At 31.3% G+C, this 25,967-nt stretch carries 21 protein-coding genes; 17 read left to right on the top strand and 4 right to left on the bottom strand.

All coding sequences use genetic code 11. The annotated features are described in order from the left end of the window. Positions 1-13: 13 nt before the first annotated feature. The 5 genes from rlmD to Ctaglu_RS03455 all read left to right on the top strand — a co-directional run bounded on the left by rlmD (position 14) and on the right by Ctaglu_RS03455 (position 7,988). Positions 14-1,369 carry a 23S rRNA (uracil(1939)-C(5))-methyltransferase RlmD gene (rlmD, locus tag Ctaglu_RS03475; RefSeq protein ID WP_124998116.1) on the top strand — a complete coding sequence of 452 codons (1,356 nt, stop codon included), beginning with the start codon at positions 14-16 and terminating at the stop codon, positions 1,367-1,369. Positions 1,370-1,471: 102 nt separating this feature from the next. Next, a complete protein-coding gene (locus Ctaglu_RS03470) occupies positions 1,472-1,858 on the top strand; it encodes a hypothetical protein (RefSeq protein ID WP_124998114.1) in 387 nt (128 codons plus the stop codon). A gap of 90 nt (positions 1,859-1,948) precedes the next feature. Beyond that, positions 1,949-2,971, top strand: a complete 1,023-nt coding sequence (gene mnmH, locus Ctaglu_RS03465) for a tRNA 2-selenouridine(34) synthase MnmH (RefSeq protein ID WP_124998112.1) — start codon at positions 1,949-1,951, stop codon at positions 2,969-2,971. A 121-nt stretch (positions 2,972-3,092) separates the two neighbouring features. Beyond that, the gene (locus Ctaglu_RS03460) at positions 3,093-5,048 is read left to right on the top strand and encodes a DNA gyrase/topoisomerase IV subunit B (RefSeq protein ID WP_124998110.1); all 1,956 of its coding nucleotides are present in this window, start codon (positions 3,093-3,095) and stop codon (positions 5,046-5,048) included. 15 nt (positions 5,049-5,063) lie between these two features. Then, positions 5,064-7,988 (top strand): DNA topoisomerase IV subunit A, encoded by a 2,925-nt coding sequence (locus tag Ctaglu_RS03455; RefSeq protein ID WP_124998108.1) that lies wholly within the window; start codon positions 5,064-5,066, stop codon positions 7,986-7,988. A 201-nt stretch (positions 7,989-8,189) separates the two neighbouring features. Here Ctaglu_RS03455 and Ctaglu_RS26445 read toward each other — a convergent pair whose 3' ends face one another. After that, complete coding sequence (locus tag Ctaglu_RS26445) at positions 8,190-8,654, bottom strand: GtrA family protein (protein WP_124998106.1); 465 nt, start codon at positions 8,652-8,654, stop codon at positions 8,190-8,192. Positions 8,655-8,874: 220 nt separating this feature from the next. On the opposite strand from Ctaglu_RS26445, the gene Ctaglu_RS03445 reads away from it, so the two are divergent. Together Ctaglu_RS03445 and recJ are read left to right on the top strand one after the other, a co-directional pair. Beyond that, positions 8,875-10,137: a M16 family metallopeptidase gene (locus Ctaglu_RS03445; RefSeq protein WP_124998104.1), complete on the top strand. Its 1,263-nt coding sequence runs from the start codon at positions 8,875-8,877 to the stop codon at positions 10,135-10,137. A gap of 20 nt (positions 10,138-10,157) precedes the next feature. Then, entirely contained in the window at positions 10,158-11,927 is a 1,770-nt protein-coding gene (recJ, locus tag Ctaglu_RS03440; RefSeq protein WP_124998102.1) for a single-stranded-DNA-specific exonuclease RecJ, read from the top strand. Positions 11,928-12,113: 186 nt separating this feature from the next. Here recJ and Ctaglu_RS03435 read toward each other — a convergent pair whose 3' ends face one another. The 3 genes from Ctaglu_RS03435 to Ctaglu_RS03425 all read right to left on the bottom strand — a co-directional run bounded on the left by Ctaglu_RS03435 (position 12,114) and on the right by Ctaglu_RS03425 (position 13,196). Further along, positions 12,114-12,296 carry an alpha/beta-type small acid-soluble spore protein gene (locus Ctaglu_RS03435; protein ID WP_124998100.1) on the bottom strand — a complete coding sequence of 61 codons (183 nt, stop codon included), beginning with the start codon at positions 12,294-12,296 and terminating at the stop codon, positions 12,114-12,116. Between the two features lie 235 nt (positions 12,297-12,531). Next, entirely contained in the window at positions 12,532-12,717 is a 186-nt protein-coding gene (locus Ctaglu_RS03430) for an alpha/beta-type small acid-soluble spore protein (protein WP_124998098.1), read from the bottom strand. Positions 12,718-13,001: 284 nt separating this feature from the next. Beyond that, complete coding sequence (locus Ctaglu_RS03425) at positions 13,002-13,196, bottom strand: alpha/beta-type small acid-soluble spore protein (protein WP_124998096.1); 195 nt, start codon at positions 13,194-13,196, stop codon at positions 13,002-13,004. 220 nt (positions 13,197-13,416) lie between these two features. On the opposite strand from Ctaglu_RS03425, the gene murG reads away from it, so the two are divergent. The 10 genes from murG to Ctaglu_RS03375 all read left to right on the top strand — a co-directional run bounded on the left by murG (position 13,417) and on the right by Ctaglu_RS03375 (position 25,899). Further along, positions 13,417-14,490 (top strand): undecaprenyldiphospho-muramoylpentapeptide beta-N-acetylglucosaminyltransferase, encoded by a 1,074-nt coding sequence (murG, locus tag Ctaglu_RS03420; RefSeq protein WP_124998094.1) that lies wholly within the window; start codon positions 13,417-13,419, stop codon positions 14,488-14,490. A gap of 131 nt (positions 14,491-14,621) precedes the next feature. Then, complete coding sequence (locus tag Ctaglu_RS03415) at positions 14,622-16,019, top strand: MBL fold metallo-hydrolase RNA specificity domain-containing protein (RefSeq protein WP_124998093.1); 1,398 nt, start codon at positions 14,622-14,624, stop codon at positions 16,017-16,019. Positions 16,020-16,176: 157 nt separating this feature from the next. Continuing rightward, complete coding sequence (locus Ctaglu_RS03410) at positions 16,177-16,602, top strand: flavodoxin (protein WP_124998091.1); 426 nt, start codon at positions 16,177-16,179, stop codon at positions 16,600-16,602. A 169-nt stretch (positions 16,603-16,771) separates the two neighbouring features. Beyond that, positions 16,772-20,290, top strand: coding sequence for a pyruvate:ferredoxin (flavodoxin) oxidoreductase (nifJ, locus tag Ctaglu_RS03405; RefSeq protein WP_124998089.1), 3,519 nt, complete (start codon positions 16,772-16,774; stop codon positions 20,288-20,290). A gap of 319 nt (positions 20,291-20,609) precedes the next feature. Next, the gene (locus Ctaglu_RS03400; RefSeq protein ID WP_124998087.1) at positions 20,610-20,993 is read left to right on the top strand and encodes a DUF1292 domain-containing protein; all 384 of its coding nucleotides are present in this window, start codon (positions 20,610-20,612) and stop codon (positions 20,991-20,993) included. Positions 20,994-21,250: 257 nt separating this feature from the next. Then, positions 21,251-21,895, top strand: coding sequence for an HAD-IB family hydrolase (locus Ctaglu_RS03395; RefSeq protein WP_124998085.1), 645 nt, complete (start codon positions 21,251-21,253; stop codon positions 21,893-21,895). Between the two features lie 97 nt (positions 21,896-21,992). Next, positions 21,993-22,877, top strand: a complete 885-nt coding sequence (locus Ctaglu_RS03390; protein ID WP_124998083.1) for an aminotransferase class IV — start codon at positions 21,993-21,995, stop codon at positions 22,875-22,877. 71 nt (positions 22,878-22,948) lie between these two features. Next, the gene (locus tag Ctaglu_RS03385; protein ID WP_124998081.1) at positions 22,949-24,934 is read left to right on the top strand and encodes a flagellar assembly protein A; all 1,986 of its coding nucleotides are present in this window, start codon (positions 22,949-22,951) and stop codon (positions 24,932-24,934) included. Positions 24,935-24,946: 12 nt separating this feature from the next. Next, positions 24,947-25,396 (top strand): chemotaxis protein CheW, encoded by a 450-nt coding sequence (locus tag Ctaglu_RS03380; RefSeq protein ID WP_124998079.1) that lies wholly within the window; start codon positions 24,947-24,949, stop codon positions 25,394-25,396. Between the two features lie 14 nt (positions 25,397-25,410). After that, complete coding sequence (locus Ctaglu_RS03375; protein ID WP_124998077.1) at positions 25,411-25,899, top strand: chemotaxis protein CheD; 489 nt, start codon at positions 25,411-25,413, stop codon at positions 25,897-25,899. Positions 25,900-25,967: the final 68 nt, after the last annotated feature.

The following is a 25,967-nucleotide window of genomic DNA, read 5'->3' as shown; positions in this document are numbered from 1 at the left end:
GATAGAGAAAACTATGCAAAAAAGAAAAGAATACGAATTTTATATAGAAGATATGGAATTTCCAGCACAGGGAATAGCATTTCATGAAGGAGAAAAAGTTTCTATTAAAAATACACTGCCAGGTCAAAAGGTAATTGGCAGAGTGTTAAAGAAGAAACCAGATGGATTTCAAGCTAAACTTGTAAGTGTCATTGAGGATGTAGACTATAAAATTCAGCCGCAATGTACTATTACGGATTTATGCGGGGGCTGTAGCCATCAATTTCTTTCTTATGAAAAACAATTAGAATTTAAAAAGCAACAGGTATTAAGGTTGTTTGAGGCTGCAGAAATTAAAGATTTTGAGTTTTTAGGAATAGAGGAGAGTCCAGATCAATTCGAATATAGAAATAAAATGGAATTTACTTTTGGAGACTTTCAAAAAGATGGTGAGTTAACTCTAGGCATGCATCTTAAAGGAAGAAGTTTTAGCATAGTTACTGTGGATGATTGTAGAATTGTAGATGTTGATTTTAGAGAAATTTTGAAATTAGTATTAAACTATTTTAAAGAATTAAAATTACCACACTATAAAGTAATGGAGCATGCAGGATATTTAAGAAACTTAGTTATTCGAAAAGCCACAAGTACTGGTGAAGTATTAGTTAATATTGTAACTACAACTCAGATAGATTTTGATTTTAGTGAAATAACTAATATGCTTAAGGGGTTAAAATGTGTTGGAAACATCACAGGAATAATACATACATTTAATGATGGCCTGGCAGATACAGTTCACCCTGATAAAATAGAAGTATTATACGGAAGAGATTATATTATGGAAGAAATATTAGATCTTAAATTCAAAATAAATGCTTTTTCTTTTTTTCAAACTAATACAAAAGGTGCAGAAAAACTTTATGGTTTAGTTAGGGATTTCTTAGGTTGCGCTGAATCAAAAGTAGTATTTGATTTATATTGTGGAACGGGAACTATTGGACAAATTGTTGCAGCTAAAGCGAAAAAAGTTTTGGGAATTGAATTAATAGAAGAAGCGGTTGATGCTGCAAATGAAAATGCTAAAATTAACAAATTAGATAATTGTGAATTTATAGCAGGTGATGTAGCAAAGGTTATTAAAGAAGTAAAATATAAACCAGATTGCATTATTTTAGATCCTCCAAGAGCTGGAGTGCATCCTGTAGCCCTAGATTATGTTATAAAATTCGATGCGCCACATATAGTTTATGTATCTTGTAATCCTAAAAGTCTAGTAGTTGATTTGAAGGAAATGATGGATAATGGATACAAAGTTCAAAAAGTAATACTTATGGATATGTTTCCACATACGCCACACATAGAAACTATCGTAGATATAGTAAAAATTTAATGATATAGCATAATTATTTTTATATTTAGTTGAAAAATGTACCCTTTCGCATTTGAATGGCATATAAAGTAGTATAAATTCAAATAAAGGAGGGATGACTGGATGGTAGAGATAGTTATTCAATATGTTTTAATACTGCTTTTAGTATTAGGCCTTGGCTATTTAGTTTACTTGTTAAAGGATAAGGATATAAATCTTAGGGAAGACTATTTTGGTCTTGCTTATGTAATATTTGGTGGATTATCTGCTAGTGAGTCTACACCTGAAAATGCAAAAAGAATTATTAGAATTATTTCAAGCATAGTTCAGCACGTAGAATCAAACTATAAAAACAGTGAAAATACCTTTAAAGAAGAAAAAGCTATTAATATGGCAAAGGATGCTATTAGTTTATTGAATCTTGAAAGCAACATAGATAGAGAAAGCCTAAAATATATTATAAGATTAGCTGCAGCATTACTTCCAGCAACTAATAAAATAACAAAATAAGATTACAGCAATTACGATATTAACCGGCAGGAGAGTTTTGTTCTGCCGGTTGTTATTTTCTTAACTGAAACAAGCCAAGGAGGAAAGTTAATGTTAGAAACCATAGAATATGGAGAACTTGAGGGGAACTATGTATTAGTTGACGTAAGAAGTCCAGGTGAATTTGAGGAAGGGACTATAAAAGGGGCAATTAATATACCCTTATTTGATGATGAAGAAAGAAAAATTATTGGTACCATATATACAAGGGAAAGTGTTGACAAAGCAAAAAGAATTGGACTAGAAGTGGCATCTAAAAAATTACTCCATATTTATGATGAAATAAAAGAACTTAGTAAACAATACAATAAAATTGTGTTATTTTGCGCTAGAGGAGGAATGAGAAGTGGTGTGCTTGGTATGCTGCTTAGTTCTCTTGGCATAAATACAGAGAGAATACACGAGGGCTATAAGGGATATAGAAAATTTGTAATTGAAAAGTTACCTGAACTTAATGATGGTGTTCAATATGTGGTTTTGCATGGTAATACTGGTGTTGGTAAAACTGAAATACTTAAACAGTTAGAATGTGATGGATTTGATGTTTTAGACCTTGAAGGGTTTGCTAATCATAGAGGATCACTTTTAGGTACAGTAGGACTTGGAAAAACCACTAGTCAAAAGGCCTTTGAATCTAAAATATATCATATGTTGCGAGATTCTAAAAGCTCATATGTATTTATTGAAGCAGAAAGCAAACGTATAGGAAACACTACAATCCCTGATTTTATATTTCAAAAGATGAAAAGTGGTATACATATATTTGTAGATGCGGATATTGATTTTAGAACAAATCTTATTATTAATGAATATACAAAGTTTGAAAACTGTAATAGCGAAATAATTGATTGTTTAAAAAGATTGGAAAAATATATTGGAGAAAAAAACATTGACAGGTACTGCAAGGCTGTTTTAGAATCAGAATATGAGGTCGTGGTAAGCGAACTTATGATTAAACATTATGACCCTATGTATATGCATTCAGCGGGTAAATATGATTATGCATTAGAAATTAAAGTAATGGACATAAAAACTGCCACGCAGCAAATAGAAAATTGGTTCAGAGTTACATAAGAGAATAAAAATACCAAAAAACAGAAACTAATGTTCTGTTTTTTTATTTAAAGGCCTTTACCTTTTGAGAGTAAAGATATAAAATAACAAATGTATAATAAAATTTTACTGGAGGATTTATATGAGTTTTGATAAGGAAGAAATTCAAACCTATGATGTAACCGACTTAACTTCTCTAGAAAAACTAGAGCCTGTAAGAATAAGACCAGGTATGTACATAGGTTCTACAGGGAGCAAAGGGTTACATCATTGTATATGGGAAATTTTAGATAATGCTATAGATGAGATAGCTAATGGTTATGGTGATAGAGCTGAAATAATATTAAATAAAGATAAAAGTGTTACTATTGTTGATAATGGTAGGGGGATTCCTACAGGAATACATCCTATAAAAAATAAATCTGGTGTGGAAATGGTATTTACTGAGCTTCACACTGGTGGAAAGTTTAATAATAAGAACTATAAAACTTCTGGTGGACTTCATGGTGTTGGAGCTGCCGTAGTAAATGCATTATCGGAGTGGCTCTTAGTTGAAATAAGTCAAAAGGGTAAGATCTTCACTCAAAGATTTGAATATTCTTATGATAAGGAGTTAAAAAGACTTATGCCAGGTACACCAGTGACAAAGCTTATTGAAGTAGGTTTAACCAAAAAGACGGGTAGTAAAATTACTTTTATGCCGGATAAAGATGTATTCACTACCTTGGAATTTAAAACAGACGTTATTGATGAGCGGCTTCAAGAATTAGCCTTTCAAAATAAAGGAATTACCTTAGTATTTATAGATAATAGAAAAGAAGGGAACCCTACAAAAGAATACCACTCAGAGCGGGGACTCCTAGATTTTATAGATTATCTAAACGAGAGCAAAACTGTTTTGCATAAGGAACCTATATTTTTCCAAGGTGAAAAAGAGATAAATGGGATACAATTATATGGCGAAGTGTGTATACAATTTACTGATTCTACAACAGAATATATTGCTAGCTATGTTAATAATATACCAACTACAGAATCAGGAACTCATGAAACTGGATTTAAAACAGGTATGACAAGAGCTTTTAAAGAAGGCGCTAAAAAGCTTAATCTTTTAAAAGAGAAGGATAAGGAATTTGAAGGTGACGATTTAAGAGAAGGTATGACGGCTATCGCTAGAATTAAAATAAGCAACCCAATCTTTGAAGGTCAGACTAAAAGCAAATTAGGAAATAATGAGGCCTATAGCATGATGAATGAATTATGCTTTTCTAAAATTTTAGAGTGGATAGAAGACAATAAAGAAATGGCTACTAATATAATAAATAATGCTATTTCTGCTGCATCAAGACGGGATAAAATAAAAAAGATTAATGACGCTGAGAGAAAAAAGGTAGGTAAGGGTGCAGCTCCTCTTGCAGGGAAGATTGCAGTATGTACATTAAAAGATTCGCAGTTTACAGAATTTATAGTGGTGGAGGGAGATTCAGCTGGTGGAAGTGCAAAACAAGCCAGAGATAGAAGATTCCAAGCTATAATGCCTTCAAAGGGTAAAATTATGAATACCGAAAAGCAAAAGTTGGAAAATGTACTAGCTAGTGAAGAACTTAAAATATTCAACACTGCCATTGGAACAGGAGTTTTAGAAAATTATAAGGAAAAAGATTTAAAATATGGTAAAATAATTATTTTAAGCGATGCAGATGTTGATGGATATCACATTAGGACCTTATGGATGACTTTTATTTATAGATATATGAGGCCGCTCATCGCCAATGGTCACCTTTATATGGGGATGCCACCACTTTATAAGGTTTATAAGAATGGTAAAAATGGCGAAGTGGCTAAGTATGCTTATAGTGATGAAGAACTAACTAAGACTAAAAAAGAAATTGGAAAAGGTGCTCTTATCCAAAGATATAAGGGTCTTGGAGAAATGAATCCAGATCAACTTTGGGACACGACACTAAATCCAAGTACTAGAACTTTGCAGCAGGTTACCATAGAAGATGCAGCAAAGGCAGAGAAGATGGTTTCACTTCTAATGGGTGATGTTGTTGCGCCTAGAAAAAATTATATGTACAAATATGCTGAGTTTTAAAGGGGGATTTATTTAATGGCAAAAAAAATTGAAATACCTAGAGATAATAATATAATAATGACTCCTATAGAGGAAGCGATGCCAGATAACTACCTTCCATATGCTGTGGAGGTTGCCCGGGATAGAGCCTTGCCAGATGTACGAGATGGTTTAAAACCAGTACATAGAAGGATTCTTTATGGAGCATATATGCTAAAGGCCTTTCCAGATAAGCCTTACTATAAGTCAGCAAGAATAGTTGGAGATATTCTTGGGAAATACCATCCTCATGGGGATAGCTCTGTTTATGGAGCTATGGTAATACTAGCTCAAGATTTCGCCACAAGAAAACCATTAATAGATGGTCATGGAAACTGGGGAAGTCAAGATGGGGATAATGCAGCGGCTATGCGTTATACAGAAGCAAGACTTTCACCTATTGCTCTTGAAATGATAAGAGATATAGATAAAGGCGTTGTGGAAATGGTAGATAATTATTCTGATACAGAGAAGGAACCATCCGTACTGCCCTCAAGATATCCTAATTTGCTTGTAAATGGAACCTTTGGTATAGCGGTCGGAATAGCAACAAACATACCGCCTCATAATCTAGGAGAGGTAATTGATGGATTACTAGCTTATGCTGATAATGTGGAAATTACAACAAAACAGCTTATGCAGTATATTAAAGGCCCAGATCTACCAACTGGAGGCATATTAATTGGTAAGAAGGCTATGGAATCTGCCTACGAAACTGGTGAAGGCAAAGTAACGCTACGTTCTAAAATGAAAATTGAAACATTAGAAAATGGGAAACTTGGCATAGTTATTACGGAGTTTCCATATAGGAAAAACAAGGCAAAATTACTGCAATCTATTTCTGATATGACAGCAGACAAAAAACATGCAAAAGCACTTGAGTCTATTGTGGATATTAGAGATGAATCAGATAGAAGTGGGCTAAGATCTGTGATTGAATTTAAAAAGTCCACAGATGCGGAGACTGCTACTAAGGTACTTAAATACTTATTGAAAAAAACAGAACTTCAATGTAATTTACCTTTTAATATGGTAGCACTAGCGGGTGGAAAACCTCAAACTATGGGGCTTAAAACCATATTAATGCACTATTTAAATCATCAAAAGGATGTTGTCACTAAAAGAACTCAAAGTGAACTGGCAGTTGCTGAAAATAGATTTCATATTGTAGAAGGATTTATTAAGGCAGTAGAAGTAATGGATGAAATTATTGTAATAATTAGAGGCTCAAAATCTAAAAAGGATGCCGGCGAAAACCTTATTAGTAGGTTTGGTTTTTCCACAATTCAAAGTGATGCAATACTTGAACTTATGCTATATAGGCTAACGGGACTTGAAATAAAAATATTCTTAAAGGAATATAAAAAGCTGGAAGCACTAATTATGGGATATAAAAAAATTCTTGAAAATGACAAGGAACTTTTGAAAATAATAAAAGCAGAAATCTTAGAAATCAAAGAAAAATATAATGATCCTAGGCGTTCGGAAATTATCGAAGATGATAACGAAGCTAAAATAGACGTAGAAGAGTTAATCGTGATAGAGGATATTATGATAACACTATCTAATGATGGTTATATAAAAAGAGTGCCTATGAAATCCTATAATAGGTCTAATACTAATATAGAAGATATAGAGTATAGAGAGGGAGATTTTAATACATATTTAATTGGAACAAATACTAAAGATACCTTAATGATCTTTACGGACCTTGGAAATATGTATCAGCTAAGAGGCGATTTAGTGCCGGAATATAAGTGGAAGGAAAAAGGCGAAAGACTTGATACCCTACTTCGAGGTATAGATTTAGCAAAAGAGAAAATCGTGGGTATACTTTCCGCCGAAAACTTATCTGCTCAAAAGGAACTTATGTTCTTTACTAATAAAGGGAATATAAAGAAAACAGATTTGGAAAAATTTATTACCAGTTATACTAAATTATCAGCTTTAAGGCTAAGAGAAAATGAAAAACTTCTTCATGTTAGGTTAATAGATAAAGAAAGGCAAGAAAATTTCTTTAAGGTATTAACAAAGGAAGGATTAGAATTCTGTGTGGAAGAACCGGTTCTCCAGGATGTTGATAGAAATACAATAGGCACTCAGTTATTTAATCTCACAAGCAAGGATGAAGTGGTGAAAATAGAATTTACCCCGGAATATGATTATAAAGAATTCTATCTTAGTATAAATATAAAAGGTGCAATAAAAGTATCTAGTAGAAAAACAAATACGCATTTAAGTACCTATACTAAATCATCTTCTACATTGCTTATATTTACGGAAAAGGGCGCAGTTCATAAATTACCTAGTTATATGATTCAAAATGTTGATAAGTCGAGTATATTTATTAACACTCTACTGGACAATTTCAATACTTACGATAAAATAGTAGACATTGCGTCCATTGATAATTTCAATGAAGAAATAAGTATATATTTCTTTACTAAAAAGGGATTTACAAAACGAACTAAGCTTTGTGAATTAGAAGGAGATTTCTTCTCCTCCATGGTTTATAAATTAAAAACAGAAGAAGATAAATTGACCTCTGTAAAAATCAACAAGGATACTGAAGATAAAGATATACTAATGGTAACAAAAAAGGCAATGTGCATAAGATTTAATGTGAGTAATATTAATTTTATGGGGAAAGTTGCATCAGGGGTAACAGGAATTAGCTTAAGAGATGACGAAGTTATCTTTGTAGATTTGGTACCTTCAGTAACAAAAAAAGACAAAGGTGGAAGTGAAATAGCCCTCACTTTGGAGGAAGATTTATGTTTAACCGTCAGCTGCTTTAAAGGTGAAAAGAAAACTATAAGACTTCAGGATATAAACGTTCAGAATAGGGCAGGTAGAGGTAAAAATTTAACCAATGCACTTATAGACGATTATGTAGAGGATGTTACTTTAACGACATTTTAGAAGGAGGGTCTCCTACTTATGTAAGTGGGAGTTAGAAGCTATAGCAAATAGAAAACTTCAGTGGGAGTCTAAATCTCCTTCTGAAGTCGTTAATTGTAGCTCCGCAGGAGATGATTTAGCTTCTGAAGAAAAATAAAAAGTAAAAGATGATAATAAACAAAAATAAAAAAACACGCAATAAAAAGTTAAATAAAACTTGTTTTAGCGTGTTTTCTTTTTATTGAAAACAAATAATTTATTAATCGAAAAACCAAGTAAGCCTATAGTCGTAGAATCTATTAAAACGCATATGTTAAACCAAAGGTGGTTTAATTTCGCCATAGATGCTCCTCTATGCATATGATGAATTAAAGGGTTGTGACTTGTTAACAAAACTAACATAAGACTATTTAAAATCATACTGAAAAATAATACAGAGGCATATGGAAAATAAGCTTTTTTAGGTGCAGTTTCTTTAAAAGTGAATTTTTTATTTAAATTATAACTACAGATTGAATAAACGAAAAAGGCTATGAGATTAAAAACAAATAGCATTTTACCACTAGTAATGCCTGTGGCATAGGAAAGAATATTCAATATGATAAGATCTATTATAACATTAGTAGCACCAACTAGGGAATACTTAATAAATTGAGTTAAGGATCGTGTTTTATGTTTATTATTCATGTTTTTGTGACTGGATACTCGTGATTTAAATCATGAGAGGAATGCCATAGGCACTCAAAACCAACCTACCTCCTTTTAAATTAATTTTAAAATAGTAGTTTTTACACAAGGTAACTATTTACATAAAATGAATATTGTCATCATATTAGTTTACAACAAAAAAAACAAAAATAAAACAAAAATAAAAATAAAACAAAAATAAAAAAATGAAGGTGATTAAATGGAAAAAATAACGTTTGAAAATGGAGTAAAATTAATATATAAAAAAGCAGAAAATAATTTAACTTCTTTTACCATAGGTTTTAATGCCGGGGCAAATCGTGAGGAAAATAATGATTTAGGCATGGCTCATGTGGTAGAGCACATGCTTTTTAAGGGCACAGCTTCCCGCACGGAATACCAGATTAATAAATTATGCGATGAAACCTTTGGATTTTGTAATGCAATGACTAATTATCCCTATGCAGTATATTATGGCACCACCTTAGATGAAGATTTTGAAAAGGGTTTTGAAATTTACTCAGATATAATCTTGAATCCAACTTTTCCAGTAGAAGGGTTCAAAGAGGAAATAGATGTAATCAGCGCCGAATTAAAAGAGTGGAAAGATGATTCTAGCCAGTTTTGTGAAGATTCCATGCTGTATAATGGATTTAATAAGCGAAGAATAAAGAATTTAATCATAGGCACAGAAGAGTCAATTCGTTCCATCACCATTGATAGAATAAAAAACTTTTATCATAAAAACTATACCTCAGGTAATTGTGTTGTGAGTATAATATCTTCCATGAGTTTTAAAAGTGTTTCAGACATAGTGGAAAAGTATCTTTGTAACTTTAATAATAAGTTATTTAATCTTAAGCATCACATAGAAGGTGCGCAAGAGTATATATATGAAAATAATAATCCAGGTACCTACTTTGAGTATAGAGATGACTTGCAAGGTGCTAAAATTCAATATTGTTTCCCTATCCATGATTTAAATGATAGAGAAATTAGTGCGTTAAAGCTATTTAGCATAGTTTTTGGAGAAGGTACAAGCAGTATACTATATGATGAAATTAGGACTAAAAGAGGCCTTGTCTATGATATAAGCAGTAAAATTAAAAATGAGACAGGAATAAAACTCTTTACAATTACCCTTGGAACTTCCTATGAAAATGTAAATAAGACCATAGAGATTATTAATAATCAAATTGAGGAAGTAAAAAAAATAAAGGGTTATTTTGATGGGTCTTGCCTTTTAAAACTGTGTAAAAGTTACAAATTAAGAAGGATGCTAGCCCTAGAGAAATCTATTCAAACTAGTATGAGTTTATGTGTATATGAAATTATGTATGGAGATGGCTTCGGAATTTTTTCTGAATTTAAAGCCATGGAAAACATAAAAGAGGCAGAAATAATGAAAGTAGTAAATAGTGTTTTAGTTAATCCTACTATTCAAATTTTGATGCCGAAAAATTCAGCAGTAAATATAAAATAATAATTAATTAGGAGATAAATATGGAGAAAAAGTGGTTAATAAGAAGTACCTCTAAAGATATTAAAACACTAGCAAAAAAATCTGGTGTAAGTGAGGTTTTAGCTAAAATTTTAATTAATAGGGGATTTAATAATGAAATAGATATAAAAAAATTTATGAGGGCTAGTTTAGAGGATTTATATGATCCGTTTTTAATGAAAGATATGGAAAAAGCCATAGAACTAATAAAACTCGCTATAGAAAACAAGAAAAAAATAGTAGTATATGGAGATTATGACGCGGATGGTGTTACTAGTACTGTTATAATGTACAAATCATTAAAACAATGTGGTGCAAATGTAGAATACTATGTTCCTGATAGAGAACTTGAAGGTTATGGCATAAATAGTGATAGGATTAGAAAACTCAGCCTAGAAGGGTTTGAGGTGATTTTAACTTGCGATAATGGAATTGCTGCAATGCAGCAGGTAAAACTAGCAAAAGAACTAGGAATGACTGTTATAATAACTGATCATCATGAGTTATCTTTTGAGGAAGATAGCACAGGCCATAGAACCTTTAATATCCCCCCAGCGGATGCAGTTATTAATCCAAAACAAAAGGAATGTAATTATCCATTTAAACAACTCTGTGGCGCAGGTATTGCGCTTAAATTTGTACAAGCGCTATATTTAAAACTTGGAATTAATAGTGAAGCTGTAAAAGAATTTATAGAAATAGCAGGAATAGGAACTATTTGTGATGTGGTAGATTTGATAGACGAAAATAGAATAATTGCTAAAAATGCATTAGGAATGTTAACAAATACAAAAAATCTTGGTTTAAAATGTTTAAAAGAGATTTTGAACATTTCTGGTAAAGAGATAAAATCTTATCATGTTGGGTTTCAAATAGGACCCTGCATAAATGCTACAGGGAGACTAGAATCAGCGGCCATTTCAGTTGAACTTCTTATATGTGAAGAACAAACTAGAGCAGTGGAACTAGCTAAAACACTATATGAACTTAATAAAAAAAGACAAGATATGACAACGGAAAATGTGGAGCAGGTGATAGAACTTGTGCAACATTCCCCTTTCAAAAATGACAAAGTATTAGTAATTTATAAAGATACCATTCATGAGAGTATCGCAGGAATTGTAGCAGGGCGTGTTAGGGAAACTTTCAATGTGCCAACGATAATATTAACTAGTGGAAAGGAAAGCCCTAAAGGTTCAGCAAGATCTATTGAAGAATATAATTTATTTGAGGAATTAATAAAATGCGAAGAACTACTTTTAAAATTCGGAGGACACCCAATGGCGGCAGGTCTTTCTATAAAAGAGGAAAATATAGAAAAATTAAGGCTAAAGTTAAATTCTATTTGCAAGCTAACAGATGAAGATATTATACCTAAAGTAAGAATAGATGAGAGAATGCCACTTAATAAAATAAATTATGGGATAATTGAAGAATTAGAGCTTTTAGAACCTTATGGAAAAGGTAATTCTTCACCACTACTAGCTGAAAAAAACATACCGGTTTTAAAAATAGATATATTAGGTAAAAGTGCAAATACGATAAAAATAAAATTTTTAATTCCAGGAACGAATAAAACAATTGATGGAATATTTTTCAATAGGGTAGAGGAATTTATGGAAATGTTAAAGGACTCCTATGGAGAAGAATATAGGACCTATCTTGATACTCCAAGAGGAATGAAACTAGATTTAATTTTTTCACCTCAAATTAATGAGTATAATGGGTACAAGTCTATTCAATTAAAAGTCATAGAATTTAAACTTAGTTAAATCATCTTCTTCGAAGCTGTAATATTAACGACTTCAGAAGGATATTTAGACTCCCGCTAAAGTTTTATTTTTCTTGTAACATGTAATTCCAACTTATAGAAGTAGGCGACACTCCTTCTGAAATGTCGTTAAATCATTAAAGACACATAGAATAAATCTATGTGTCTATATTATATTTTGGATAAATTATAAATTTTCTTCGTACTGTTGTACCATTTTTTTTACCATTTCTCCGCCAACAGAACCACATTCCCTTGAAGTTAAATCACCATTGTAATCTGTAAAGTTAACACCTAGTTCTTTTGCAGTTTCCATTTTAAATTTATTTAATCCGGCTTTAGCTTGAGGTACTAATTTTCTGTTTGACATTTGTTAATCACTCCTTTTATATTTTATTTTGTTATGATAGTATCTTGTGCAGAAACTTAAAATATATAATAGAATATTTGTGGAAAATAAGGCAAGTAAAAATTAAATTGTAACTTCTATTATATGGAGTATTTAAATAGATGAAAAGAAATTAAAAATATTTATAAGACTTAGGTAAAACAATTAAAATTAAAGGGCATATGACTAGCATATACCCTTTAATAACTAATTTAAATTATAGATTTTTTTCGTATTGCTCTACCATTTTTTTAACCATTTGTCCGCCTACAGAACCATTTTGTCTAGAAGTAAGATCTCCATTGTAGCCATTAGTTAAATTAACTCCAACTTCTTGAGCAGCTTCCATTTTAAATTTGTTTAAACCCTCTCTTGCTTGTGGTACTAATGTTCTGTTTGCCATTATTAATTACCTCCCTTTATATTTTGTTTGTGTTATGATAGTATCTTGTGCAGAAATTTAAAATATATAATAGAATGTTGAAGGAAAATAAGGCAAGTACAGCATTTTAAATTAATACTTGTTATTATATGAAAAACTTTAATTATATGAGAAAAAATTACATATTTCTCTTAACAAATTTAAAATAATCACATATATTTATATGATTAAGGTAAAAATACCATAATTAAAAGGTATATGGCTAGCATATACCTTTTAACCTATTCTAAATTTTAAACTTTAAATTATAAATTTTTCTCGTATTGTTCTACCATTTTTTTAACCATTTGTCCGCCTACAGAACCATTTTGTCTAGAAGTAAGATCACCGTTATATCCATTGGTTAAATTAACTCCAACCTCTTGAGCAGCTTCCATTTTAAATTTGTTTAGTCCCTCTCTAGCTTGTGGTACTAATGTTCTATTACTTCCGTTTGACATATTCATTACCTCCCTTTAAATTTAAGTTTATTTGGTATGATAGTAGTTTAACCTCATTTGTAATTTTTATATTAGTGTGTTAAAGGTTAGTTTTGAAAATTATATTATGTTTAGTAAAATTTGGACAACATTTTTTAAAAAGTTAGAACTTTTTATTGCATTTGGTATATAATAATGTAGAATAAACTGAGTAAACCATGTTTTTAAAAGGAGTGTTAAAGTGAAAAACCACAAAATAATAATGACTGGTGGAGGTTCAGCAGGACATGTAACACCAAATCTTGCACTTGTACCAAAACTTAAAATGTTAGGTTATGAAATTGAATATATTGGAACAAAAGATGGTATTGAAAGAAAAATAATAGAGGGTGAAAATATAAAATATTATCCTATTTCAAGTGGGAAACTTCGAAGATACTTCGATATGAAAAATTTTACTGATCCACTAAAGGTAATTAAAGGACTTTTTGAGGCGAAAAAAATAATGAAAATTGAAAAGCCAGATATTGTTTTTTCTAAGGGTGGGTTTGTTTCTGTACCGGTGGTACTTGCTGCATATCTTTGCAAGATTCCAGTAATTGCTCATGAATGTGATATTACGCCAGGACTTGCCAATAAACTGGCGGCACCTTATTGTACGAAGGTATGTGTAACTTTTCCAGAAGCCTTAAATGAAATAAAAAATGGAAAAGGAGTAGTAACTGGTAACCCTATAAGGCGGGAATTGTTTTTAGGAAGTAAAATAAAGGCTAAGGAAATATGCGGCTTTAAAAATGAAAAACCAATATTGCTCATTATTGGTGGTAGCCTAGGATCTAAAGTTATAAATGAAGCTATAAGGTCAAAACTTGAAAAATTGATTTTGAAGTATAATATTATTCACATTTGTGGTGAGAATAATTTAGATAAAACACTTCAAAATAAAAATGGCTATGTGCAATTTGAATATGTGAAAGATGAATTACCTCATTTATTGGCTGCTGCAGATCTTGTTGTATCAAGAGCAGGAGCAAATGCAATTTTTGAACTTTTAGCACTAAGAAAACCTAATTTATTAATTCCACTATCTGCTAAGGCTAGCCGCGGCGATCAAATACTTAATGCCAGATCTTTTGAAAAGAGAGGATATAGTATGGTTCTTCAAGATGAGGAGCTAACTCCAGAATGTTTGCAAATGAAGATTGATGAATTGTATAATGATTCAGAAAAATACATTGCAATCATGAATGATAGTAACGCTGAAAATAGTATTGATTTAATAGTTAACTTAATAGAAAAATATAGAAAAAGATGAAGAAAGTAAAATTTCTTCATCTTTTTTTATTTCAAATAATATTTATCCTATAAAAAATCTAAAAAAGCGTAAACTATAATTATGAGTTATTATATATGAAAAATAATAATACAAATCAAAGGAGAAATAAGATGGAGCTTAATTTTTTTGGTGCTTGCCAGTGTGTTACAGGTTCATGCCATATGCTAAAAATAGGAAATAAAACTATCTTATTGGATTGTGGATTATACCAAGGAAGAGATGGAGATGAAGGTAAAAATCAGAATTTTGAATTTAACCCAGCAGAAATAGATTTAATGATATTATCCCATGCTCATATAGATCATAGTGGAAGAATTCCACTACTATATAAGAATGGATTTAAAGGTGAAATTTTATGCACAAAAGCTACAAATGAACTATGCCTTGTGATGCTTCCGGATAGTGGGCACATTCAGGAGATGGAAGCTACATGGGAGAATAAGAAGCTTAAAAGAAAAGGACTGGAGCCTACTCAGCCCTTGTATTCTTCGAAAGATGCGCAGGAGTGTTTAAAGCTTTTTAAAGGTTATCCTTACAATGAGGAGATAAAACCTTTTGATGGATTAACAATTGTATTTAGGGATGCAGGCCATTTATTGGGGTCAGCTATTATAGAACTCCAAGTGGAAGAAAAAGGAGCTTCACCTGTAAAACTTGTTTATACTGGAGACTTAGGTAATGTTAACATTCCACTTATAAATGATCCTACATTTATAGAGGATGCAGATTATGTAATTATGGAAACTACTTATGGAGATAAAGTACATAAGAATTTCAAAGATGTATTAAAACAGCTGGCTAATATAGTAAAAGAAACTTTTGATAGAGGAGGAAATGTTATAATTCCATCCTTTGCAGTAGGTAGGACACAAGAAGTTATATATGCCTTGAATAACTATTTTGATAAAGAGATGCTTAAAAATCTTTCTGTTTATGTGGATAGTCCCCTGGCAGAAAAAGCAACAAGAATTTTTGAAAATAACAGAGAATATTTTGATCTTGAGGCAAAAGAGATGGAAAAATATGATGATAATATACTAGGATTTGAGGGGCTTTCATATACTCATTCAGCAGAAGAGTCTATGAAATTAAATGAGGTTGAAAAGGGAATGGTAATAATATCAACGTCTGGAATGTGTGATGCAGGTAGAATAAAACATCACTTGAAACATGGTTTATGGATTCGTAAAAATTCTATAGTATTTGTAGGATATCAAGCTGAGGGCACCTTAGGTAGAAAAATTTTAGACGGGAATAAAATGGTTAAAATTTTTGGAGAAGATATTTCCGTAGCAGCCACCATATATAATTTGCAAGGACTTTCTGGTCATGCAGATAGAAACGGATTAATTAATTGGGTAGAACATATGAAGATAAAGCCTAAAGGTATTTTTCTTGTACACGGAGATAGTGATGCTCAAAAAAGTTTTAAGGAATTATTAGATTCCAAAGAGTATAAATCTGTGATTGTTAAAAGTGGAGAAAAGTTTAAATTAGAAGAAATTTAGAGAAAGTTAGTTATTTTATACTTTATTAAGGATTATTAAGGTATAATGCAATATTTATACAATATTCATAACAAAGAACTTGAATGTTTTTCATTTTGATGTATAATTAAGGTGTAAGAAAAACTATCTATTAATATGAAAGTATGGGGTGATAGTAATGAAAAAATTAACTATAATTTATTGGAGTAACAATGGAAATGTTGAAGTTCTAGCTAATCACATAGCTAAAGGTGCAAAAGAAGCAGGAGCTACAGTACTAGTTAAACTAGTTAGTGAAGCTACTGTTGAAGATGTAACTGGCGCAGATGCAGTTGCTTTCGGAAGTCCGTCAATGGATAACAATAGAATAGAACAAAAGGAAATGCAACCTTTCATTGATAAGTTCAAATTGATTCCAATAAGTAACAAAGTTACTGGATTATTTGGATCTTATGGATGGGATGATGGCGAATTTATGAACAAATGGGTAAGTCAAATGAAGGATTATGAGTTTAATGTTATACAAAATTTAACCGTTAATGAAGCACCTTCTAAGCAACAATTAGTTGAAGCAGAAGAGATGGGAAAGAATTTAGTTAAATAACATTTACCAATAGAAATCTGTAAAATATGCAATCTGTAGATTATCTATAAATTGCATATTTTGTAATTTGAATAAAGGCATTTCAAGTGGTAAAACTAAACAAGAAACAAAGCTTTATTAAGCTTTGTAACACTTTTTTATAATATTATTAATGAAAGAAGGTTTATTAATGAGAAAAATGAAAACAATGGATGGTAATACAGCAGCAGCACACGTTGCTTATGCATATACTGACGTGGCGGCGATTTATCCTATAACACCATCTTCAACGATGGCAGAATATTGTGACGAATTGGCAGCTAAAGAAACAAAAAATGTATTTGGACAAAAAGTTAAAATTATGGAGATGCAATCAGAAGCTGGAGCTGCAGGAGCGGTTCATGGATCACTTCAAACAGGAGCTTTAACTACAACTTTTACATCTTCTCAAGGATTATTATTAATGATTCCAAACATGTACAAAATAGCAGGAGAACTACTTCCAGGAGTATTTCATGTAGCTGCTAGAGCATTAACTACTCATGCACTTAATATTTTTGGAGATCATCAAGATGTAATGGCTGCAAGACAAACTGGATTTGCACTACTTGCATCAGGCAGTGTACAAGAAGTAATGGACCTTTCACCAGTTGCTCATTTAACAGCTATTGAAGGAAAAATTCCTTTCGTAAACTTCTTTGACGGATTTAGAACTTCTCACGAAATACAAAAGATTGAAACTTGGGATTATGAAACTCTAGCTTCTCTTATAAACACAGAATCACTAGAAGCATTTAGAAATCATGCACTTAATCCAGAGCATCCTGTAACTCGTGGAACAGCACAAAATCCAGACATCTATTTCCAAGGAAGAGAAGCTTCAAACTCATACTATGATGCTCTTCCAGCAAAAGTTGAAACATATATGGGGAAAATAAATTCATTAATCGGAACTGACTACCATTTGTTTAATTATTATGGTGCACCTGATGCAGATAGAATAATAATAGCAATGGGATCAGTTTGTGATACTATTGAAGAAACTATAGATTATTTAAATGCAAAAGGAGAAAAGGTTGGAGTACTTAAAGTACATCTTTTCAGACCGTTCTCATTGGATCATTTCTTTAAATACATACCTTCTACAGTTAAAAAAATATCTGTATTAGATAGAACAAAAGAACCAGGATCAGTTGGAGAACCATTATTCCAAGATGTAAGAAATGCTTACTATGAAAAAGAAAACAGACCAGTTATAGTTGGTGGAAGATACGGACTTGGTTCAAAAGATACTACTCCAGCTCAAATGGTTGCAGTATTTGAAAACTTAAAAGCAGAATCTCCTAAAAATGGATTTACTATTGGAATAGTAGATGATGTTACTAATACATCACTTGTAACAGGACCTGAGATAACAACAACTCCTGAAGGAACTAAAGAGTGTAAATTCTGGGGACTTGGATCAGATGGTACTGTTGGAGCTAACAAGAGTGCTATAAAAATCATAGGAAACCATACAAACATGTATGCTCAAGCATACTTTGCATATGATTCTAAAAAATCAGGTGGAATTACAGTTTCTCACTTAAGATTTGGTAAGAAAGCTATAAAATCAACATATTTAATAAATGCTGCAAATTATGTTGCCTGTGGTAATCAATCATATGTATATAAGTATGATGTTTTAAAAGGAATAAAAGATAATGGAACATTCCTATTAAACTGTATATGGACTCCAGAAGAATTAGAAGTACATTTACCAGCATCAATGAAGAAATATATTGCGACTCACAATATTAACTTTAACATTATTGATGCAGTTGGAATAGCTCAATCAATAGGTCTTGGTGGAAGAACAAACATGATAATGCAATCTGCTTTCTTTAAACTTGCAGACATTATTCCTGTAGAAGATGCAGTTAAGTATCTTAAAGAAGCGGTTATTTCATCTTACGGTAAAAAAGGTGAAAAGGTTATTAGCATGAATAATGCTGCAATAGATAAAGGAATCGAATCAGTTGTTAAAATTAATGTACCAGAAAGCTGGAAACAAGCTGTGGACAATAATGAAACTGCAAAAGAAGCTAGACCAGATTTCATTAAAAATATTGCTGATGTAATGAACAGACAAGAAGGAGATTCACTACCTGTTTCAGCATTTATTGGAATAGAAGATGGAACATTACAACCAGGAACAGCTGCTTTTGAAAAGAGAGGTATTGCTGTTAATGTACCAGAATGGCAAGTAGATAAATGTATACAATGTAATCAATGTGCGTATGTATGTCCTCATGCTGTAATAAGACCATTCTTAGCTACTGACGCAGAGCTTAAGAACGCTCCAGAAAGTTATGTAAGTAAAAAAGCTGCTGGTGGAAAGAATTTTGAAGGTTTAAACTTTACTATTGGTATAAGTTTAGAAGATTGTACTGGCTGTGGTAACTGTGCAGAAGTATGTCCAGCAAAAGAAAAAGCATTAATAATGAAACCATACGAAACACAAGAACCATTAATAAAAAATTGGAAATTCGAACAATCATTATCTAAAAAAATAAACCCAATGACTACTGCAACTGTTAAGGGAAGTCAATTTGAAAAACCATTAATGGAATTCAGTGGAGCCTGTGCTGGATGTGGAGAAACTCCATATGCTAGACTTATTACTCAATTATTTGGAGATAGAATGCTCATAGCTAATGCTACAGGATGTTCTTCAATTTGGGGAGGAAGTTCACCAGCATCACCATATACAGTTAATGAATGTGGTCAGGGACCAGCTTGGGCTAACTCATTATTTGAAGATAATGCTGAATTTGGACTTGGAATGTTCCTTGGAACTACTCAATTAAGAGATAGAGTTGAATTGTCAGCAGTGAAAGCTTTAACTTTAAACACAAGTGATGCATTAAAAGTAGCTATTAATGAATGGATTGAAAACAAACAAGATGCAGAAGGTTCAAAAGCTGCAACAGCTAAAATGTTACCATTGTTAAGAGCTGAAAAAGACAATAATGAAGCATTAAAAGAAATATTTAGTAAAAAAGATCATTTAGTTAAAAAGTCTCAATGGATATTTGGTGGAGACGGTTGGGCTTATGATATAGGATTTGGTGGAGTTGATCATGTACTTGCATCTGGAGAAGATGTAAATATTCTTGTAATGGATACAGAAGTATATTCAAATACTGGAGGACAATCTTCAAAATCTACACCAACTGCAGCTATTGCAAAATTTGCAGCAACTGGTAAGAAAACTAAGAAAAAAGATTTAGGTATGATGGCAATGAGTTACGGATATGTTTATGTTGCTCAAATAGCAATGGGTGCTGATAAAAATCAAACACTAAAAGCTATTAAAGAAGCAGAAGCTTATAAAGGACCATCACTTATAATTGCTTATGCTCCATGTATCAATCATGGTATCAGAGCAGGTATGGGATGTACTCAATTTGAAACTAAGAGAGCTGTTGAATCTGGATACTGGGCTATGTATAGATTTAATCCAGAACTTAAAGAAGCAGGAAAGAATCCATTTATATTAGACTCTAAAGAACCAACTACTTCATTTAGAGAATATTTAATGGGCGAAGTAAGATATTCTTCACTTGCAAAAATATACCCAGAAACAGCAGAAGCATTATTTGTTAAAACAGAAAAAGATGCTATGGAAAGATTGGACAGTTACAAAAGACTTGCTGACCAAAAATAGTATTTAAAGTTTTAGTTAAAATTACAAATTCAAAAGAAGATGAATTAAATTTCATCTTCTTTTGTGATTAAATCATCATCTGCGATGCTGAAATATTAACGACTTCAGAAGGAGATTCAGACTCCCCACGAAGTTTTTTATTTGTTATAGTAGGGTACACCCACTTATATAAGTGGGTGACTTTCCTTCTGAAATGTCGTTAAATCACATAATAAAGACATTTAACAATAACTTAACAATAAAATTTAAAAAAAACCTTTTATTATTTCGTAATTAAGGGTAAAATAGAAAATATACTGAATGTAGGAGGTAACACATTATGAATGAAGATAAAAAGACTTGTTGCGGCGGCGAGGAAAATGATGGCTGCGGATGTGGTTCAAACAACCAAGAAAATGAAGGTTGTGGATGTGGTGGTCATGATCACGATGAACACGATGGTTGCGGTTGCGGCTGTGGAGAAGGAGAAGCACTAACTGTAGATTTAGAAGATGAAAATGGTAATGTAGTTCCATGTGAAATAGTAGATGGATTTACTTATAAAGATAATGAATATGCATTAGTTCAAAATCCTGAAGATGATTCAATATATCTTTTCAAAGTAATTGGAGATGAAGAAACAGGCGAATTAATTATCCCAGAAGATGAAGAATTCGCAGAAATAACTGCATATTATGAAGAAATGATTAAAGAAGAGAAATAGTTAAGTAAAAAGAGTCGTTGCAAATGCATCGGCTCTTTTTAACGACATTTCAGAAGAAAGGGCACCTACTTTTATAAGTGGGTGCCCTATACTATAATAAATAAAAAACTTCAGTGGGGTGATTTAACAACCCAGTGGAGGATTGAAAAAAGGAATGAATAGAGATTCAATGTTAATAATATTATTATTATTAACATTATAAGCGTACAATAAGAGTAGCCTAAAGATAAAAATTATAATAAAAGGGGGTATCGTTTATGAAAGAAAAATTAGCTATTTTTGATGTGGATTACACATTAACAAAACGTGAGACATTAGTGGAATTCTATTTTTTTATGATGAGAAAGAATCCTAGATTATTAAAATATCTACCCAAAAGTATATATTCATCTATTTTTTATATGTTGAAGATTCATGATGCTTCAAAAGTAAAGAAAACCTTTATACGATTCATTGATGGTATAGAAGAAAATGAAATGAAAAGAATCGTCAAGGAATTTTATGAAAAACGGTTAAGCAAAATATTATATAGTGATGCTATTGTGATGATAAAAAAAATGAAAGCAGAGGGCTATAAAATTTATTTAATTTCTGCTTCAGCTGAATTCTATTTAAATGAACTTTATAACATAGAAGAAGTAGATAAAGTAATAGGAACAAGGTTTACTCTGGAAAATGGCTTGCATAGAAATAAAATCTTGGGAGAAAATTGTAAAGGAGAAGAAAAAGTAAAGAGACTTAAAGAATTTTTGAAAAAAGAAAACATGGTGGTTGACTTTGAAAACTCCTATATGTTTTCTGATTCTCTATCAGATTTGCCACTTTTAAATTTGGTGGGGCATCCTTATTTAATAAATTTCAGAAAAACACATGATAAAATCGAAATTTTAAAATGGAAATAGGATAAAGCACATATAAGTAAAAATCAGCATTTAAATTAAATCTGTATAAATAAATTTGAAATTTTTGTTTATACAGAAAATTAAAAGGAGGATATATATGGACAAGTGCATAAATGAATACTTTTTATTTGGGGACGAATTTAAGACAAGGGGAGAATTTGAAAATTATAACATGAATATAGGGAAATCACTATATGAAGTTATAAGAATAAGTGATGGAATGCCTGTTTTTCTTATGTCGCACTTAAGTCGTTTAGAAAACTCTGCTAAAATCATGGAATATAAGTTGTGTATTACAAAGGAAAAAATAATAAATGGAATTTTTGAACTAATAGGTAAAAACAATATTTGCGACGGGAATCTAAAATTAGTTATTAATTATCAGCCTAATGTGGATTGTAGTGAAAATGTCAAAAACTTAAATGAAAAATTTTTAGCATATTTTATACCTCATGCATACCCTTCAAAAGAGCAATACGAGGAAGGCGTAAAAACTATTACTTATCATGGGGAACGTAGGACACCTAATGCTAAGGTTATCGATAGTGACTTCAGAGAAAAGGTAAATGCGAAAATTGTAAGTAACACCGCATATGAAGCGATTTTAGTGGATGATGCTGGTTTTATTACTGAGGGCAGTAGATCAAATATTTTTATGGTTATAGGATCTACTGTTTTAACCTCCAAGATAGAGAATGTGCTACCTGGTATAACAAGACAATTTATTATAAAAGCTTGTGAAAAGCTAAATATAGTAGTTGAAGAAAGAAATGTCCATGAAATGGACATTGAATCCTTAACGGGACTTTTTATTTCTGGCACTTCACCAAATGTACTACCAATCAAAAGCGTGGATGAATTTTTCTTCAATTCTTCAAAAAATCCATTAATAAATTCAATAATGCTAGGATTTCAAGATGAATTAAATGAAGATAAACAGAAAATTGTAAAGTTTCTTTGTAATAGGTCGATAAATAAATAAAACAATTGAAATGTTAAGTAAAAGAATAGAAGAATTATGGTATAATTTCTCTATAGAAAGAGGTGGTATAATTGGCAACTAAAACATGCGGAGAAAAGTTCCGAGGGGCGAATGTTCAGGAATGTTTAAGTCTTGCAAGTTCTAGTTTGGGGGTTCCAGTAGAAAAGTTAAAATATTCAATACTAGAGGAAAAAAATGGTTTTTTCAAGAAGTATGCTATAATTTCTATTGATTCAATAGAATCTTTAAATGATGAAAACATTAAAGACGAAGATTTCTTTGGAAAAGAAGATGCCCAGCAACTAGAAATAAACGGAACCATAGAGATTCAAGATGGTAGAATTATTGTAAAAGACCCTTGCCAGGGCGGGAAACCAGCAGTAATTTGTTTTGGAAATAATATTACAGTAATTATAAATGGAGAAAAGATTAATAAGTCTTCTATTGTAACTTCGGAAAGCAAGATAGAATTTATCTTTAAAGAAGATGAGGCCAAAAGGAAGATGGACTTAAGAATAAGTGAAGATCAGATGGAAGCGTATATTAGTATTATATACAAACCCACTACCATTTATAAACTAAAAGATGCTGCAATTTCAAACACAGTAACAATAGCAATGGAAATAAAGGAAAAAATTATGCCACCCAAATTCACAGAATCAGAAATTAAAAATGAGTTATCAAATAATAACATAAAATATGGGGTTTTGAAGATGAACCTTATAAAATGTACAAAGGATGATGAAATTTCCGAACTACTTATAGCATCTGGAAAGAAACCCATAGAGAAGATAGATGATATGGTGGAGATTAAATACGATGATTCAGATGTAAAAGATAATCAGCAAAATGACAATCTTGGGTCTATAGATTATAAGGCTATAGGTACTGTAAGTGGAGTAGAAATAGGACAAGTTCTAGCAATTCATCATCCAGGAAAAAATGGAGAAGATGGAATAGATATTGCAGGTAAAATTATAAAAGTTAAAAGTTCAAAAAAAATAATTCTAGGGGTAGGAGATGGTTGCGCACTTAAAGATGAATTTACTGTTGTAGCTACAACTAAAGGTAGACCATCAGCCAAGGGGAATACTTTTTTCGTTTATAAAACTCATGAAATAAATGGAGATGTGGAATTAAAAACTGGAAATATTAAATTTGTAGGGGATATAATTGTAAATGGCAGTGTACGGGAAGGTATGAAAGTAGAAGCTGGTAATTATGTTTTAATTAAAAACAATGTATCAGAAGCTGAAATTATTGCGAATGGGGATGTTGTGATAAATGGAAATGTAATTCACTCAAGCGTTTCAGCTGGAAAAGAAGATGTATTAATTTTAGAATATTTAAGTGATTTAAATAGCATGGAAAACGATATTACAAAGTTAATAGCTTCAATAAAGCAATTGAAAGAAATGAACCTTTTAGAAAGAAAGACTAGTGATGGTGAATTAGTTAAAATTTTAATGGAAACTAAATTCAAACAACTTTCTAAAATTTCTATTAAAGTAGCTAAAAGAATTTTGAAGCTGGGAAATATTGAAGATAAATTACTATTTATCATTAAAAATAAGATGATTGATTTGGGTCCCCTTAATATAAAAAATTATACAGAACTAAATGATATAGTGACAATTATTAATAATAAAACTTCTCTACTCTCAATGGATTTAACTCTTCCTGTGGATGTAGTGCTAGATTATTGCCAAGACTCAATAGTTAAGAGTTCGGGTAATATTACCTTTAGTGGCAAAGGACAATATGTATCACAAATAGAAGCAAGTGATAGTGTAATATTTCAAAATGATAAAAGTGTAGCTCGCGGTGGAGTCATAAAAGCTGGAAAAGAAATTAAATGCAAAATAGTTGGGGGACCTGGAGGAGTAGCTACAAAGCTTATTGTAGAAAACAATGGCCATATATGGGCAGAAGTTGCTTATCCAAATACTAGGTTTATTATAGGTGCTAGAGAATATATTTTAGATGCTCCTAGTAAAGAAATTCATGCATTTATAGATGAAAACAGAGAACTAGCTGTTGATAAATTACTGTTGTAGGAGGGATTTAATATGAAGGAGCAGGAAATTAAGATCCTGATTTTTAGCATAAATGGTGAGTGTTATGCAACGAATATTATGGAAGTAGAAAGAATACTGGAATACGAAAAGATAACTAAAATTCCTGATTTACCGCAATTTGTGGAGGGGGTTATAAATTATGAGGGTAATATTTTACCCATTATATCATTATCAAAAAGATTTAATTTGTCTTTAACTGAAATGAAAGAAGGATGTAAGATAATAGTTGGTAAGCAAGAACATAGTAAAATAGGTATAATAGTTGATTTTGTTTCTGAAGTTAAGGATGTATTAACAGATAGTATAGAAGATTCACCAGAAATCATTTATGGAATATCCAGAAGATATATCAAAGGACTAATTAAGATTGATGGCAGAATAATTATTTATCTAAATCTTTCAACTATATTGACAGAAGAAGAAAAAAATGAAATATTATAAAATAGGGTGTAATTATGGAATATAATGAAATAAAAGTAGGAATTGCAGATTTAAATGTGGCTTTTTCGCCAAATAAATTAATAACTGTGGGTCTTGGGTCCTGCATTGGCATTGCAATATATGATAAAGCTATAGGTATTGGAGGATTGGCACACATAATGCTTCCAGATAGCAGTCAATTTAATAAAATAACTAACGAAATCAAATTTGCAGATTTAGCTATACCAATCCTGGTAGAGAAGATGATAAAAAAAGGCGCAAAACTTAGAAATATGAGGGCTAAAATAGCAGGTGGAGCTTCAATGTTTAATTTCCCAGATAAAAGTATAATTATGGACATAGGAAATAGAAATGGTATAGCAGTTAAAAGTGCTCTAAAAAATTTATCTATTCCAATACTTTCAGAAGACATTGGAGGGAATAAAGGCAGAACCTTAATATTTGATACCACAAGTGGAGCATTGTCTATTAGAACAGTAGGTATGGGGACCGTAGACATTTAGAATATTATCTATAGTTGATGGGGTGATGTATTGTTAAAAAAAATTAAAGTTACTGTAGTAGATGATTC

Source organism: Clostridium tagluense, from assembly GCF_003865095.1.
In the GTDB taxonomy this organism is placed as follows: domain Bacteria; phylum Bacillota; class Clostridia; order Clostridiales; family Clostridiaceae; genus Clostridium_AD; species Clostridium_AD tagluense.
This window is presented reverse-complemented; position numbering and strand designations above follow the sequence as displayed.